Below are 16119 nucleotides of genomic sequence, written 5' to 3' on the forward strand. Positions count from 1 at the left end.
TCGGACTAACCTTCTCGCTCGATCGTCGACAAGCTTTCTCGCAGCAGCGAACTGTATTCGTACTTGCCAGGGCAAACAAAGGTGCACAGAGCCAAATCTTCCTCTTCAAGCTCTAGAGCTCCCAATTGCTGGGCCTCGTCGGTATCGCGGTAAATCAGTGAACGCAGCAATTGCGTTGGCAAAATGTCCAGCGGCATCACTTGCTCGTAGGTGCCCAGTGGCACCATCGCTCGCTCGCTGCCGTGTGTGGTGGTGGTCATGGCAAATTTCTTACCCGGCATTCCCGCCGACGCGTAAACACGCGACACCGAGAACTTATCAAACCCGGGACCTTGCCAGCCCAGGAATTCTCGTTCGTTGCCTTCGGCCAACACCGAAACTTGATTGTGATAACGCCCCAAGAAACGGAACCGTCCAGCGGCGGTTCGGCCGTTGAGCACCGATCCGGAAACAACACGCTGCTGGACGCCGGTTTGCGTCTCGCCATCGACCAATTCGGCAAGATCGGCACCCAAACGGGTCTCGAGCAAGCGGGGTTGATTGACCAGAGGACCGCCAAGCGAAATCACACGCTGCGTGTCCAAGGTTCCGGTTTGCAACAGCGAACCGATCGCACACACGTCTTGGTAATTGATGTACCAAACCGTCTTCGTCGGACCAACCGGATCTAGGAAATGAATATGAGTACCGACCAAACCGGCAGGATGTGGACCGGCAAAACTTTCGATCTGCACGCCGTTTGTCGAAGCGCCAGGGATCTGAGCCCCTTCGCTCTTGCAAACAAACACCTTGCCATCGGTCAACTGTTTGATCGCAACCAAACCGAGCGAAAACTGCTCTTTGCGATTCGCCATCGCCACCACGGGATCCGCCGCCAATGGATTGGTATCGATCGCTTGGACAAAAATCGAGTGGGGCTTGGTACCCGGAACTGGCACCTTGCCGAAGGGTCGCGTGCGAAACGCGGTCCACAGCCCACTAGCAATCAGATGCTTTTCCACGCCGTCACGGCCCAACGCCAGCGGGTCCGAACCACGAACCCCTTCGTATTCGACGCGGTCGTCGCCGTCGACTTCGATCACGAGCGATTCGAATTTCCGTTTGGCGCCGCGGTTGACCTCAACCACCTTTCCCGATGCCGGAGCGACAAACAACACGCCAGGCGTCTTTTTGTCCTCGAAAACGGGCTGGCCTTGACGAACCGTGTCACCTTCGCCAACCAACATGGTGGGCTTCATCCCCACGTAGTCGTCACCGATGAGCGCAACGTGGCGAACGTGCTTGGCAACGGCGATGCGTTGCTCCGGAGCGCCCGTGATGGGCAGATCCAAACCTTGTTTGATCGTTGTCATTGTTGTGAAAGTGCCGAAGACGAATGACGAACCAGCCTCGTGCGACAGACCCACCTAACATGACGATTCACTGGCAAACGGGCCGATCACACCCCTCAACCGAGGCGACCAGCGACCATCTGCGGTACAGATCCCGTCAACGTGCTCTGGAAAATACGGTGAACCAACGAGCGACCACCCACCTTGTGAAATTTTTCACAAAGTAGACTCGAGACAATGCCCACCTCAGGAACCAGGTTCGTCAGCGGGCGTGATCGGTGCGGAGCGTCGTGCTTCAGCGTCCATTCGAGCAGGCAGACCTGCCAATTTGGTTGGCAGAACTTTTGCGGCGTTAAATATGGCACAGCGAGCGAAAACTGGCAACTGCATACTTTCGAGATGCTGCGAGAAGTATGACGCACAACCACAAAGTGACTTGCGTTTCCCATAGACGCCCGCAAGGGGACAATCCTCGGTGCCAAAAAACTTACGCCTCGACGCGACACCCTATTATCGGGTTACATAGAGGACAAGAGCTCGATTGCGCAACGCACGGAACCTTTCATTGGCGTCTCTGAACGTCCTTGACCGTCGTTTTTTCTCAGGCGGGCGTGTTTATTTACTCAACGGTCGCGAGCGCTTCGCACGGACTCTCCCTTCAATCTACAAAACTGATTCAAACATGACATCTGCGTCACTCGACCAAACCGACAACGCACTATCGTCTGCCTCTCCATCCGATAGCACGAAAACGAATCCCTTGCGACGAAACGACATTCGCAACGTAGTGATCATCGCTCACGTTGACCACGGCAAAACAACTCTGGTTGACTGTCTGCTGCGACAAAGCGGTCAATACCGCGACACCGAACTGAAGGGCGAGCGGATCCTCGATTCGAACGACCTCGAACGTGAACGCGGTATCACGATCCTTTCCAAAAACATTGCGATCCACTACCGCGGCGTGAAGATCAACCTGATCGACACCCCAGGTCACGCGGACTTTGGTGGCGAAGTCGAACGTGTGGTCAAAATGGCCGACGGAGCACTCGTGTTGGTCGATGCGGCCGAAGGGCCGATGCCACAAACCCGCTTTGTCCTGGAAAAGGCGTTGCAAGCCGGAGTTCGCCCGATCGTGGTGGTGAACAAGGTTGACCGCCCCGATGGACGACCTCACGAAGCGCTGGACGAAGCACTTGAATTGCTAGCCGAACTCGGCGGCGAAGAGCAGCTCGACAACGCGTCGTACGTCTACGCTAGCTCGAAAGAGGGCTATGCGACGCACGACCCCAAGACGGCCACCAAGGACATGCGTCCGCTGCTCGACTTGCTGGTCGATTCGCTGCCTGGCCCCGAAGTCGAAAACGAAGCCCCTCTTCAGATGATGGTCACGACGCTTGATTGGAGCGAGTACGTTGGCCGGATCGCGGTCGGCCGAATCAGCGCCGGAAAAATCGAAGCGGGACAAACGATCGACCTGCACCAAAAAGGCGGGGTGAGCAAGCAGAAGGTCGGCGGTCTATTCGTCTTTGACAAACTTGGTCGTGCTCCAGCGGAATCGGTCGAAGCAGGTGATATCGTCGCGATCGAAGGACTCGGCTCGATCGAAATTGGCGACACGATCTCGGACGTCGATGCAAACAACCCACTGCCACGCTTGACCGTCGACGAACCGACGCTGGAAATGGTATTCAGTGTGAATTCGTCGCCGATGGTGGGTCGCGAAGGCAAGTACGTGACCACGCGACAACTAAAAGCGCGGCTTGAAAAAGAACTCGAGCGCAACGTGGCGCTTCGCGTCGAGATGGTCGAGGGCACCGAGGCCTATGCCGTCAAAGGCCGTGGCGTTTTGCACTTGGCTGTTTTGATCGAAACGATGCGTCGCGAAGGCTTCGAATTAAGCGTCGGCAAGCCCCGCGTGATTTTCAAAGAGATCAACGGCAAGAAACACGAACCGTTTGAAACGCTGCGTGTGGAAGTCCCGACCGATGCGATGGGCCCGGTGATGGAATTGGTGGGCAACCGCCGCGGCACGCTCGAAGAACTCGCCCAACGCGGCGAATACAGCCTGCTTCGCTTTTTGATCCCATCGCGTGGTTTGATTGGATTGCGTACGCGATTGCTCAACGCGACTCGCGGAACCGCGATCATCCACCATCGCTTTGAAAGCTATCGCCCGGTCGAAGGCGATGTGCCCAAGCGTGCCAATGGTGTCTTGGTTTCGATGACAAGCGGTAAAACGATGCCTCACGCGATGTTCATGCTGCAAGACCGCAGCGAATTGATCGTACCGGCGGGCGTCGAGGTTTACGAAGGGATGATTGTTGGCGAAAACGCTCGCGAAAACGACATGATCGTCAATCCATGCCGCGAAAAGAAATTGACCAACGTCCGCGCCTCGGGCAGCGATGACAACGTGATCCTCAAGCCGTCACGAACGCTGTCACTCGAAGCCGCTTTGGAATACATCGAAGAAGACGAATTGGTCGAAGTGACGCCAGAGAACATTCGCTTGCGAAAGATCCTGTTGACCGAATCGGCACGTCGCCGCCAAGGCCGTAGCGGCTAAGCGATAACGCGACCGCCGCCCTGTAATCGGCGATTTAGCGTTCGGCGCCCCAACGAACGGAAGCCGGCAACGGCTTGTTGATCTAGTGAAGCTTCCTGAGACAAGGGGTGTATGATGGCCTAGTCCGTCAATGGCGCATTCGACGGACTAGGAAGTCCATCGTACGACTAAATCAACAAGCCGTAGATAAGTTTCGCTACGAGTGCTTCCCTTGGTCGCATCGCAAAGGAACTTGGTGAAACAGATTGGGCATCGACCAAGGCTGCTTCGCTAGGCTGCTAATACGGTTTCTCGAATGACTCGGGCAGTGATTCGATCTGCATGAATCGAATCACGGCGGTGATTCGTGGTCGAGGCGTTTGATTCTGGTTGGACCGATGAATCAAGTGACGGTTGAACATCACCACCGAACCAGGATCGGCTTCGAAGACAACTTCCTCGAATGCCTCTTCGTATTCTTGGATCCCCTTGGGCACCAGCGTGGTCGCCCCATTCTCGTGCTCTTTGACTTTGTCAAACGGCAACTTGCCCATCACGTGACTTCCACGCAGCACACTCATCGAACCATTTTCGCGAGTGGCGCGTTCAAAGATCGGCAAACAGAAATTGACGCCATCGCCGTCAAACACGTCATACGTGCTTTCTTGATGCCATCCCCACGTCAACCGGTTTGAGTTGGGGATGCAGAAAATGATATGCGAATCGACGTCGATCAAGACTCCCGAATCCTTGGACGTCACTTGCTCGACGAGCCCTCGACACTGCTCTCGTAGCCGATTCATCGCAGCGGTTTGATGGCTAACGCGATAGACATTGTAAAGTGCCTGATCGTTTTCCTGGTTCAACCGAACACAGGCATCCAGTGATGATTCATCGGGCAGCGAGTACTGGGCGACCATCTTGGTGATCACGTCTCGCATCTCTGCGATCGCGGATGCGTCGATCACATTTTCTAACACCACAAAACCGTGGTGCTCGTACTCCCATTGCTGGTCGATCGACAGTTTGAGCCGACCGCCGGAGGCCTCGGTTCCTGCGTGGCCCACCTGAGGTGCAATCGCGTTTGCTTGTCTGTTCACTGAGCAACATCCTTTCGCTAAGAGCGTTCTGGAGTAAACCGTGCCCCGACTAATGGTGAATTAAACAAGTTCACGACGTCGATTGAAAGTGTTTTCTCAAGATTTCACAAAAAACCTCGAGTTCATTAGTGAACACAATTCAACACGAATGACCGACACTCGAATCGGTATCGACGGAATCAACTCTCCTCACGAATGCTCAAGCAGCGTTGGCTGGCGACGATAATGTGATCCAACACAATGATTCCGAGCAATTTGCCCGCGTCGGTCAATCGCCCGGTCACTTGAATGTCTTCACGACTCGGTGTCGGATCGCCGCTGGGATGATTATGCACGAGCAAGATCGCGGAAGCAGCGTCACGAATGGCGGGACGAAACACTTCACGCGGATGCACCAAACTGGCATCGAGCGTACCGATCGTGATTTGATGCGTACGAATCGGCTTGTGCTTCGTATCAAGTGTGACAATATGGAACTCTTCCTGCACCGCGTCGCTTGCTAAGCGTGCGAATTCGTTGGCACAGTACTGGATCGCCGACTCGGTGCTGGTGATTTTGGTTTCGTCTTGGCGATGGCTTGCTTGCGCCGCCGCGACGCGACGCCCCAATTCGATCCCCGCCATGATCTGCGCATAACTCACTCGGTTGATCGTCGGGCTGATTTCACGAAGCTCTTCACGATCGGTTCGCGGCAGCTTTTCCAACTGCATCGCAAAACGATTACCAAGCAAATTGCCGCCTGCGATCGCCGACTGTTTCGGCACTCCGACACGAATCAGAATTGCCAACAAGTCACCATTGCTGAGTGAGGCGGCTCCGTTGCGAAGCAATTTTTCGCGAGGCCGTTCCTGTTCCGGAGTCTCTCTGACTTGCAGTCCATGAATTTGTTGGTCAATCCATTTCTCTGGCTGAAACCGCTCCGGTTCACACCATCGAAAACGATGCTGGTCATCCACGACCACACGCTGCAAGATGCCCTCGCGAACCAGCGTTTTAATCGTGGTGGTGACGTAACCCGGTTTAGCCGGTTCACACACTGACTTTGCCTGCTCTGCCGAAAACTCGTCAAGCTCCGTTAGCGGCTTGATGACTTGTGCCAAGCGTTTGCGTCGATCGGTGGACATCGGATCAACCTCGCGGACGGTCGCAGGAAAAACTTGATCCTTATCCTAGCACGCTGATTCGATGCAGTGGAAAACATCGGGGACACTTTTTGCGAACAAATCGGGCTGGTTTCTGAAGCCGCATCGGGAAGCCAGAAAACCAATCGCACGGCTTGGGCGAGCGCGCAGGTCACTCGCGAAAGTCGTAACGCTTTTGCTCGGCGTGCATCACGGTCGAGAGGAAATTTTTCAACTTCGGTCGCGTGTGGGCATTCATGCGAACGCTCTTGGAACCATCGGCGGCGGCAATCCAGCCGCTGGCTAAGTCCAAGTCCAACTCGACCTTCTCGAATCGTTTTCCGTTGGGATCGGTCAAGCGAAAGCGAATCCGCTCACGATTTTCGGCATCGGCGATCCGCTCGGACAGCGGCACATTTCCCTGGGTATCCCATTCGTAGTTGCGTTCTTCCAGCAACGCTTGACGCAGCAGCCCCAGTCCCGGCATTGCCGTCAAATTGATGGGATCTTTTTGTTCGCCATCGATCGGGATGATCTCGAACCGTTCACCGAGCTGCAGTGCGACAATCGTCTCTTGACCCCAGAATTCGGTGCTCTTTTCGATCTTGGTCCGCCGCCCGGTGATACTAAAGTAGGCACCAACGGCCGCCAAAACGAGCACCGCGATGCCAATCAGCAAGCCTCGCCCCGTGATGCGAGCGCGCGGATCGTTGTACTTGTCGGCGTGGGTAGTTTCCGTTTCCAAAAAATTGTCTCGTCTGCGGGGTGTCGGTTTACGAGGTGGTGGTGCTTCAGATAGGCTTCCGGCGGGGGAATCAAGCGAAAAATCCGCTCTCAACGCATCTGAACCAGAAGCTTATCGCACTGTAAGCTACAGGCAAATGACACCGATTTTCCCAGTCGAATTCCAATCCACCCTCCTTCGCAACGCTTCGAGTCCCCTTATGTCCTCGGGTTCCCATCCTCATCCAACGCTCTGCGTCGAAGTTCCGCTTGGCGACCGCAGTTACAACATCCACATTGGCACCCAGCAGATCGACTCGTTTGGGCAGACGATCTTGGCAACGCTGCCGGACCTTTCTCACGCATTGGTGATCGCCGACGCTGCGGTCGAAGATCCATGGGCCAAGCGATTGACGGAGTCGTTGACCGCGTGCCCGACGCCACATGGAAAACCGGTTCGCGTCAGCTATCGGTCGGTCCCCTCGGGCGAAACCAGTAAATCGGTTTCCCAGCTGAGCGACATTTGGCAATGGATGCTCGATTGTTCGACCGACCGCAGCAGCGTGCTGATCGCGGTCGGCGGCGGCGTCATCGGGGACCTCGCCGGCTTTGCTGCTGCGTCATTCACACGCGGAATCCGATTTATTCAAGTCCCCACCACGCTACTCGCGATGGTCGACAGCAGCGTCGGAGGCAAAACAGGGATTAATCTTCCCACCTCGAAAAACATGGTCGGCGCATTCTGGCAACCGTCGTTGGTGATGATCGATACCGATGTCTTGTCGACGTTACCCGAACGCGCGTACATCAGCGGATTGGCCGAGGTGATCAAGTACGGCGTGATCGACGATGCCGCCTTCTTTGATTGGTTGGACGCCAACGCCGCGAAACTTGTCGCCCGCGATGACGAAGCGGTCCGGCATGCGATCGCCGAGAGCTGTCGATCCAAGTCGCGGGTGGTGGGTGAAGACGAGCGTGAAACGAGTGGCCGCCGCGCGATTTTGAACTACGGCCACACCTTTGCTCATGCCATCGAAGCGACCGCCGGCTATGGCAAATTGCTGCATGGCGAGGCGGTCGCGATCGGAATGCAGATGGCCGCGAACATGGCGATCGATCTAGGAAGGTGCGAGGCGAGTTTGCTGAGCCGACAAACCGACCTGCTATTGGCTTGCGGATTGCCCACCACATTTCCCGAAGCCGATGTCGATGCGATGTTGCCGGTGATGCAGCGTGACAAAAAAGTGTCCCATGGCAAGCTGCGTTTTATCCTGCCTGAGCGAATCGGCAGCGTCGGCTTGGTCGGCGATGTCGCCCCCGAAGCTGTCGTTCGAGCGATCGAGTCGTGCCGATAACAATTTCGGTTTTCGACCGATCGACAAATTCCGGTTACGGCTATGCCATCGTGTCGCGGCGACTCAGGTCGCCCAGATCGGTTCCCCGCGGTGGCAGCCGCAAACGGAAACAGCTGCCTTTGCCACTCGGCGGCGTCAAGACTTGAATGTCCCCGCCATGTTCGACCATGATTTTTGCACTGACGGGCAAGCCTAGTCCGGTGCCTCTAGCGCCTTTGCGTGATTCGAACAATGAGAAAATCTTTTGACGATCCTCTTCTGGAACGCCAGGTCCATTGTCGACGACATCGACGATCCAGCCTTCGGCCGGATCATACCACGTGATCACTTTGACGTTGGCGACCAACAAATCTTGATCGCCGCTCTCTTGGGTCTCGTCGTTTTCCTTCGCCGCATCGGCCTCCTCGGCAGCTTCGTTTTGTTTCTTGGCATGTTCCGACGCCGCATCCACTGCGTTGGTCACAAGGTTCAAGATGGCGCGATGCAGAGCGTCCGAGTCGAAAAATGCATCGGGCATTTCGGGCGACAATTCGGACTGCAGCTGAACGTTCATTTCCTGAGCACGAGGCTGCATCAATTCCACGACATCGGCGACCGTTTCATTCAAATCGGCATCGACGCATTGCGGTTCGCGTTCTTTGGAAAAGGTCAACATATCGAGTACCAAGTTGGAAATACGCTCTTGGTTACGATCGACGATCCGCCATCCTCGCCGCACCGCATCGGTGTCATCGCGCTCCAATCCGGCTTCGATTAGATAGCTGCCTCCGCGAATGCCTTGCAAGATGTTCTTGATGTGATGCGAAAGCGTGGCAATCGTTTGCCCCATCGCAGCCAACCGCTCGCCCTGAACCAGTGCTGAATAGTAGAACGTGTCTTCGATTGCCAGCGCGGCTTGGTGGCCGATCGCGGTGATCAACCGCAGATGATCGTCGGTGAAACGTGATGCATTGTCACGGGCCATCATCTGGCCTGGGTCGGTGTACGTGTCCACGTATAACGCACCGACGATGTCATACCGGCCTTGCAGCGGGACGCAGATTGCCTCGCGAACGCCCGCGCTGACGATCGAAGCGGCCGAGTCAAATCGGATGTCATCACGTGCGTCACTGGTTCGCACGCCTTCTTTTTTCTCCAAGACATAGTCGAGCATCGTGCGGCTGATTTCGATCCGCCGCTGACTGCCGAGTTTGTTACTCGGAGCATCTTGACGATCGCAACGGGCGGCCGGTTGGAACAACCCCGATTCGTTGTCACGCAACATCACACAACCGCGGTCCGCTTCGATCCAATCAAACACCAGACGCAGAATGCGGTTAAGCACTTGGTTCAAATCATCGGTCCGTCCCACCGCGATTGCTGTCAAATACATCACCTCGAGCGAGCGATCGGCATCGCTTACCGACGGCGTGATCGTTCGTGGTGCCGCCAACCCCTCGCTCGAATCCGAATCGAATCGCGAGCGAAACGTCCCCGAAGAGGGGGAGATCGAAGAGATGATTCGGCTGCCGTCGTTGTGGTGACTTTGTTGGACGATGTCGACTCCATGCGCCGCCTCCATCGCTCCGGAGCGACCGGCGCCGGGTTGACCGGTGCCGGTAAAGATCATCATGGATCCTCCGATTTCGATCCGATCACCGCTGGCGAGATCATGTTGCCGCTTGGGCACTCCATTGACGAGGGTCCCATTGCTGCTGTCCAAATCGAGCAGACGGCAACTGCCGGTTTTGTCCAATTGGATTTCAGCATGAACACGTGACGCTTCGGTATCCAACAATTGGATCGTGTTGGTTTTGTCGCGACCGATCCGAACAACACTTCCTTGCAATTGAAAGTGTTTTCCTTGATCACGCCCTCGGACCACGAACAGAGAAGCCATAAAACATCACGCGGAGAGAAAAGAATCCTAGGAAGGCTGGATGACGGCGGGGGCGGCGTTACCGCCGCGATTCCCCATGATAGGAGAATCTATTGAAATTGAAACCGCCGCGAAAAACCTTCATCCGCAGTGAAACGTCCGGGGGATTGCAAAAGTACTCAGAACTCCGGCATGACTCCGCCAATGTCCGGCGAGATAGCGAAACCGAAAAATGCGTTTCGCTGCCGTGACAATCCGCTTCGCGGTTGGACTACAATAACCCCTGGACGTTTCGCTCGTCCCTTCCCGCCCCCTGATCCCTCATCCGAGAAGGAAAGTTGCCTTGGTCCAACCGCCCCCGATTGAGCCGTCTAGCGACGCTGCCGCCACCACGCGGCTGGTTCATGCCTGTAACCAAGTTCGACAGCAGGTTGCCCGGATCGTTGTAGGGCAAGACGAGGTCATCGAACAATTGTTGATCGCCATTCTTGCACGCGGCCATTGCTTGCTCGAAGGCGTTCCGGGGCTGGCCAAAACGTTGATGATCCGCACGCTCGCAGAGTCCATGGAATTATCGTTTCGGCGAATCCAATTCACGCCCGACTTGATGCCCGGTGACATCACCGGCACCGAAATCATTCAAGAAGACCCTGCCACGGGACGCCGCGAATTCAAGTTCGAACGGGGCCCGATCTTTACCCAAATGCTGCTGGCGGACGAAATCAACCGAACGCCTCCGAAAACTCAGGCCGCATTGCTCGAAGCGATGCAGGAACATGAGGTGACCGCAGCCGGAACCACGTATCGGTTAAACGAACCTTTCTTTGTTTTGGCGACCCAAAACCCGATTGAGCAGGAAGGCACTTACCCGTTGCCGGAAGCTCAACGTGATCGATTCTTGTTTCACGTCGTTGTCGGCTACCCCAGTCGCGATGAAGAATCCGAGATTGTCGACCGCACCACGTCTACGTTCAAAAGCACGGTCGAGCCGGTGATTTCGGGCGAAGACATCGTGCAGTTCCAAAACACCGTCCGCAATGTACCGCTACCGCCGCATGTCAAAGACTGGGTGCTCGATGCCGTGCGAACGGTACGTCCACAGGATGAAAATTGTGCCATGTGGGCCAAAGAACTGATTCAATGGGGTCCAGGGCCACGCGCTAGCCAACAATTGGTGCTTGCATCCAAAGCGCGAGCCCTGCTGCACGGACGCCCGAGTGTTTCGATCGAAGACGTGCAAGCACTCGCACTTCCCGTTCTTCGCCACCGCGTTGTACCGACTTTTGCAGCCGAGGCCGATGGCATCACCGTGGACGATCTGATTCTGCGGATGATTCGCGAAGCTTCTAAAAAAACAACAAAAGTTTTGTAAGTCACTTGCCTCTCATGTATCGTTGTTGGTGGCAGAGGGAACAACACCCCCCACACAACAACAACGGGCTGTTAGAGAGCCGCTAGGGTGCATGCCAAAATTTTTTAGTTGCCGACGCTGTCGCCAACGCCATACAATACCCCCCATACGAAAGGATCCTATAACCGCCTGCTCTGCGAAAGCCAGCATTGCAATCACGGCCATGCGACGAACGATTTCCGGCCCCATTTTTGCTGGAACACCCAGCCTTCACCATTGATTTCAGCTACTTCGACTACCGCACCGCGTTGGCAAACCGCGATGATTCATCCTTAGATTCTATGGACCGGCAGTGTCTTCATCATGCACACAGAGTTAAACGGCGACACCACACCTTGGAACGAACACACTCGATCGCAAACGGTTTCACCGCCGTCCAGGATAGCAAACGATCTGCAAACGCTTGATGCTCACCCGAACAACGGAGCGGCTACGACCGGTCAAACCGAGCGACTGGAAATTTGCCAGCCTTATGTGTTTGGTGATGAAATCGAATTGATCGCAAAAGTTTTGTGGTCAGGGCAACTTTGCGGCGACGGTCCTTTCACTCGAAAGTGCCACACGCTGTTAGAAGAGTCATTGCAGTGCAAGAAAGCGTTGTTGACGACGTCTTGCACCTCGGCACTTGAAATGTCCGCAATGCTGCTCGATTTGCAGCCGGGCGACGAAGTCATCATGCCTTCGTTCACGTTTGTCTCTACTGCCAATGCGTTCACCAATCTGGGCGTTCGCCCCGTGTTTTGCGACGTCCGCAGCGATACTCTAAATATCGACGAAACGTTGATCGAATCGCTGATCACTCCACGTACCCGTGCGATTGCCGTCGTGCATTATGCTGGGGTGGGATGTGAGATGGAAACGATCAATGCGATTGCCAAACGCCATGGCATCGCCGTGATCGAAGATGCCGCGCATGCAATCTTTGGCTACTATCGCGGCCAGGCGCTCGGCACGATCGGACGATTTGGAACGGCGAGTTTTCATCAAACCAAGAATTACTCGTGCGGCGAAGGGGGCGCGTTGTTGATCAACGAACCCGAGTTTGCCGAGCGTGCCGAGATCATTCGCGAAAAAGGAACCAACCGTGCCATGTTTCTTCGCGGCCAAGTTGACCGCTACACATGGTGCGACAAAGGCTCGAGCTACTTGCCGTCGGATATTCTTGCTGCTCACTTGTGGGTGCAACTTCGCGAACACGAGTTTGTCCAACAACACCGCCGGTCGCTGCACGAATTCTACATGGCGGAACTGACACCATGGGCGCAAGAACACGACGTGCAATTGCCAATCATCCCGGCGGAATGCGAATCGGCATACCATTTGTTCTGGATGATGGTTCCGTCGCTGGACATTCAAACGCGTTTGACCGATTACTTGAAAGCCTGCGGAATCAGCGCGGCGTTTCATTACCAACCGCTGCATAGCTCGGCGATGGGGCAAAACTACGGTTACCAACTTGGGGATTGCCCAGTCACCGAAAAAGCGGCGGACCGATTGCTACGCATCCCCTTCTACACCGGTTTGTCACTGCAGCAGGCGGCAAGAGTGGTCGATGCGCTAAAGCGTTTTGATGATTGGAAACAATAGTCCGCCGCGGCATGCTTGATCGCGCCGTCGCGAACAAGCACACCGCGGCAGACATCGACGAGCGGCGAACGTACTGCGCCAATTTCTGAATTACTTGATGGAGCAAGCCAAGTGCGTCTTCTGTATGTTCATCACGCCGGGGACGTTCGCGAAACGTATCACCGACTCGCAGCCGGTGGGCTCGAAACGTACCATGCCCAGCGGTATTCGATGGAATCGTATGCCAAGCTAAGTGGCCTGGTTGACGAGTTCGCGGTGTTGACCTCGGTGACCGAGAAACCGTACGACGAAGTGCTACCCAACGGAGTCCGTGCGATCGGCGCAGGGCTGGCCAAGAGCGCAGACTCCAACGCGATGATCAGCTCGATCTTGCAATACGCACCGACCCACCTCGCCATTCACCCGATTGATCAAACGGTGATTCGCTGGATCGCGTCGCAGCAAATTCCGACCATCACCACGTTTGCAAACACACTGGCTCGCGAGAAATGTGGATTCCCTCGCAATTTGGTTCGTGAAGCCAAGACACGGCGAACGGCGCGAGCGCTGAACCAAAACAATTTTCATTGGGTCGGCAGCTACGGCATCAATTCGTCTCGCGAACTCGCTCGGCTTGGCGTGAACCCCAAAAAGATCATCCCTTGGGATTACCTGATCGACTCCGACCCTGGCCCGTTCACACCAAAGCAGTCACCGAGCAATCGCGACCCGTTTACGTTGTGCTACGTCGGCACCGTTTCGGAGGGCAAAGGGGTGGCCGAAATGATCGAAGCGGTTGCCATTTTGAAATCGATGTCGATCAACACGACACTTAAATTGGTGGGGCCTGATACGAACCATTTTGCACGCGATCAATGCACACGCTACAACATCCAAGATCGCGTTGAATTGATGGGGTTGATGCCAAGCGATTCGATTGAACCGCTGATGAACCAGTGCGATCTTGTCATCGTGCCAAGTCAACACGATTACCCCGAAGGATTTCCGTTGGTCATTCATCACGCGCTTCGCGCCTGCACACCAACGATTGCATCGGATCATCCGATGTTCACCAGCCATTTGAAGCATCGCGAAAACGCGATGATCTTTCCTCAGAAAGATGCGAAAAAAATGGCAGAGTGCATGAGCGAAATCCTGAACGCGCCGCCGCTCTACGCGTCGATCTCAGCCGCCTCGCATGACACTTGGAAACGGCTTCGGCTGCCTGTCAAATGGGGCGATCTTCTGATCCGCTGGATACGCAATCAGAACGAGGACCAAGATTGGTTGTCCGAACGCAGCCTAGCCAGCCTGGACAATGAGCAAAGTTACCGTCAACTGGCCTGCGCGAGTCGTTAACGGGCTTGGCAATTCGATCCTGCGAACGGCTCGGCAAGCTAAAGTGCCAAAACTAGTCGCCCGCTGCCATCTACTTTTGAAGCGGCGATGCTTCGGGGTGGTCGATAAATGCCGCATCGATGCCAAGATCATCCAACAGCAAACGGCTGGTGATCCGGCTCGACTCATAGATCACTGGCAATCCGCTGCCGGGATGCGTTCCGCCACCGACGAGATAGACTCCGTCAAGATCTTCGAATCGATTGCCGGGTCGCCGATGCAGCATTTGCCCGAGATTGTGTGCCAAATTAAAGGTTGCGCCGCGGTAAACCCCATAACGCTGCTGCCAATCGTCAGGGGTGATGCGGTGTTCAAAACGAATCCGGTCTCGAATGTCGCCACACCCGATCTGTGCCATACAGTCGAGCGTGCGATCTCGAAACGCATCCCCTTCGGCTGCCCAATCGACATTTTCATGTTGATGCGTCACCGGCACCAACACGTACAACGTGCTGCACCCGGGCGGTGCTAACGATGGATCGGTCACCGAAGCATTCTGAACGTAAAATGACGGATCCGTGCTGAGCCGGTGTGTCGTTTCGATCTCGCAAAGATTCTGTTCGTAATCGCGGCTAATGTGAATGTTGTGATGCGGCAGGTCGTCGTACGATCCATCAATTCCCAAGTACAGCATGAACGTGCTGCAAGAGAATCTCTTTTTTTCGATCGCACGATCGCTCCATCGTCGTCGCAATTCGTTAGGAACATGTCGTGTCATCCAGTCGGCAAAATCCGCATTGACGACAAACGAATCCGCAGCGTAACGATCTTGCGACGTACGCACTGCGGTTAAACGTCGCCCTTCCAATTCGATCGATTGGACAGGTTCGTCCAGGTGAATCTTCACTCCTAGCGATCGAGCGATGTCGGCCATCCGCTCGCTGACTTGATTGCAACCACCGACGGGATGCCACACGCCGTACTCGTACTCGAGGAACGACAAGATGCTAAACAGACTTGGGCATTGAAACGGTGACATCCCCAGGTACTTCGCCTGAAATCCAAACGCGATTACCAAACGTGGATCGGTAAAGTAACGCTGCAGTTCGGCGGCAAGCGAACGCTGCGGATTCAAATAAGGAACCGCCGACAAGACCGACGGGCGAAACAGATCCAGTGGCGAGCGAAAGGGCGACTCAAGGATCGGACGAAACTTTGCCAACTTGACACGGTTGTCATCCAAAAATCGTCGGAACGCACCGACGTCGCCGGGGCTGAGTTCGGCGATCTGACGGTCCATCGCATCGATGTCACTGCTGCAGTCGAGCTGACCTCCCTTGCCAAAGGTCAACCGATATTGCGTGTCCAAACGCGTCATCGGCACTTCTTCCATCAAATCGTAACCGACGCTACGAAAGATCTCTGAAAGCACGCGGGGGTACAGAAAGAACGTGGGGCCGCAATCAAAGCGAAACCCATCGGATTGGATCGAGGACGTACGCCCCCCGACCGACCGCTGCCGCTCGAGCACGGTGACGTCACACCCCGCGAACGCCAATTGCATCGCAGCCGCGAGCCCGCCGGGCCCCGCGCCGACGACAACCACTTTCCGAGATGACAAAACCGCGTTCCTTTTCCAATTCATGCCCCAAGCAACTGACGAGTTACTGTAGAGGCAATCGCCGGTTTGGAAAGGGGCACCGATCACGGCGAGCTTGCGATGATAGCCGATGGTGCGGCCAACTCACCCGAGACGTGCACTCGAAAG

11 protein-coding genes are annotated in these 16119 nt (G+C 55.5%); 5 read left to right on the plus strand and 6 right to left on the minus strand.

The genetic code is table 11. The features are described from left to right. Positions 1 to 5: 5 nt before the first annotated feature. Positions 6 to 1352 carry a Na(+)-translocating NADH-quinone reductase subunit A gene (locus ABEA92_RS09955; protein WP_345683681.1) on the minus strand — a complete coding sequence of 449 codons (1347 nt, stop codon included), beginning with the start codon at positions 1350 to 1352 and terminating at the stop codon, positions 6 to 8. Positions 1353 to 2013: 661 nt separating this feature from the next. Here ABEA92_RS09955 and typA point away from each other — a divergent pair. Continuing rightward, entirely contained in the window at positions 2014 to 3900 is a 1887-nt protein-coding gene (gene typA, locus ABEA92_RS09960; protein WP_345683682.1) for a translational GTPase TypA, read from the plus strand. A 278-nt stretch (positions 3901 to 4178) separates the two neighbouring features. Here typA and ABEA92_RS09965 read toward each other — a convergent pair whose 3' ends face one another. From ABEA92_RS09965 to ABEA92_RS09975, 3 genes are all read right to left on the minus strand, one after another. Beyond that, entirely contained in the window at positions 4179 to 4979 is an 801-nt protein-coding gene (locus ABEA92_RS09965; RefSeq protein WP_345683683.1) for a phytanoyl-CoA dioxygenase family protein, read from the minus strand. A 179-nt stretch (positions 4980 to 5158) separates the two neighbouring features. Next, a complete protein-coding gene (radC, locus tag ABEA92_RS09970) occupies positions 5159 to 6103 on the minus strand; it encodes a RadC family protein (RefSeq protein ID WP_345683684.1) in 945 nt (314 codons plus the stop codon). A gap of 169 nt (positions 6104 to 6272) precedes the next feature. Continuing rightward, entirely contained in the window at positions 6273 to 6845 is a 573-nt protein-coding gene (locus tag ABEA92_RS09975; protein ID WP_345683685.1) for a hypothetical protein, read from the minus strand. A gap of 199 nt (positions 6846 to 7044) precedes the next feature. Here ABEA92_RS09975 and aroB point away from each other — a divergent pair, with 199 nt between their 5' ends. After that, entirely contained in the window at positions 7045 to 8178 is a 1134-nt protein-coding gene (aroB, locus tag ABEA92_RS09980) for a 3-dehydroquinate synthase (RefSeq protein WP_345683686.1), read from the plus strand. A gap of 40 nt (positions 8179 to 8218) precedes the next feature. Here the strand turns inward: aroB and ABEA92_RS09985 are convergent, their stop codons facing one another. Then, positions 8219 to 10057, minus strand: a complete 1839-nt coding sequence (locus ABEA92_RS09985) for an ATP-binding protein (protein ID WP_345683687.1) — start codon at positions 10055 to 10057, stop codon at positions 8219 to 8221. A 322-nt stretch (positions 10058 to 10379) separates the two neighbouring features. Here ABEA92_RS09985 and ABEA92_RS09990 point away from each other — a divergent pair, with 322 nt between their 5' ends. The 3 genes from ABEA92_RS09990 to ABEA92_RS10000 all read left to right on the plus strand — a co-directional run bounded on the left by ABEA92_RS09990 (position 10380) and on the right by ABEA92_RS10000 (position 14372). After that, positions 10380 to 11408, plus strand: a complete 1029-nt coding sequence (locus tag ABEA92_RS09990) for an AAA family ATPase (RefSeq protein WP_425572419.1) — start codon at positions 10380 to 10382, stop codon at positions 11406 to 11408. A 342-nt stretch (positions 11409 to 11750) separates the two neighbouring features. After that, positions 11751 to 13034 (plus strand): dTDP-4-amino-4,6-dideoxygalactose transaminase, encoded by a 1284-nt coding sequence (gene rffA / locus ABEA92_RS09995; protein ID WP_345683688.1) that lies wholly within the window; start codon positions 11751 to 11753, stop codon positions 13032 to 13034. 111 nt (positions 13035 to 13145) lie between these two features. Further along, positions 13146 to 14372: a glycosyltransferase family 4 protein gene (locus tag ABEA92_RS10000; RefSeq protein WP_345683689.1), complete on the plus strand. Its 1227-nt coding sequence runs from the start codon at positions 13146 to 13148 to the stop codon at positions 14370 to 14372. 70 nt (positions 14373 to 14442) lie between these two features. Here ABEA92_RS10000 and crtI read toward each other — a convergent pair whose 3' ends face one another. Further along, a complete protein-coding gene (crtI, locus tag ABEA92_RS10005; RefSeq protein WP_345683690.1) occupies positions 14443 to 15972 on the minus strand; it encodes a phytoene desaturase family protein in 1530 nt (509 codons plus the stop codon). Positions 15973 to 16119: the final 147 nt, after the last annotated feature.

It is taken from the genome of Novipirellula caenicola, assembly GCF_039545035.1.
Taxonomy (GTDB): Bacteria; Planctomycetota; Planctomycetia; order Pirellulales; family Pirellulaceae; genus Novipirellula; species Novipirellula caenicola.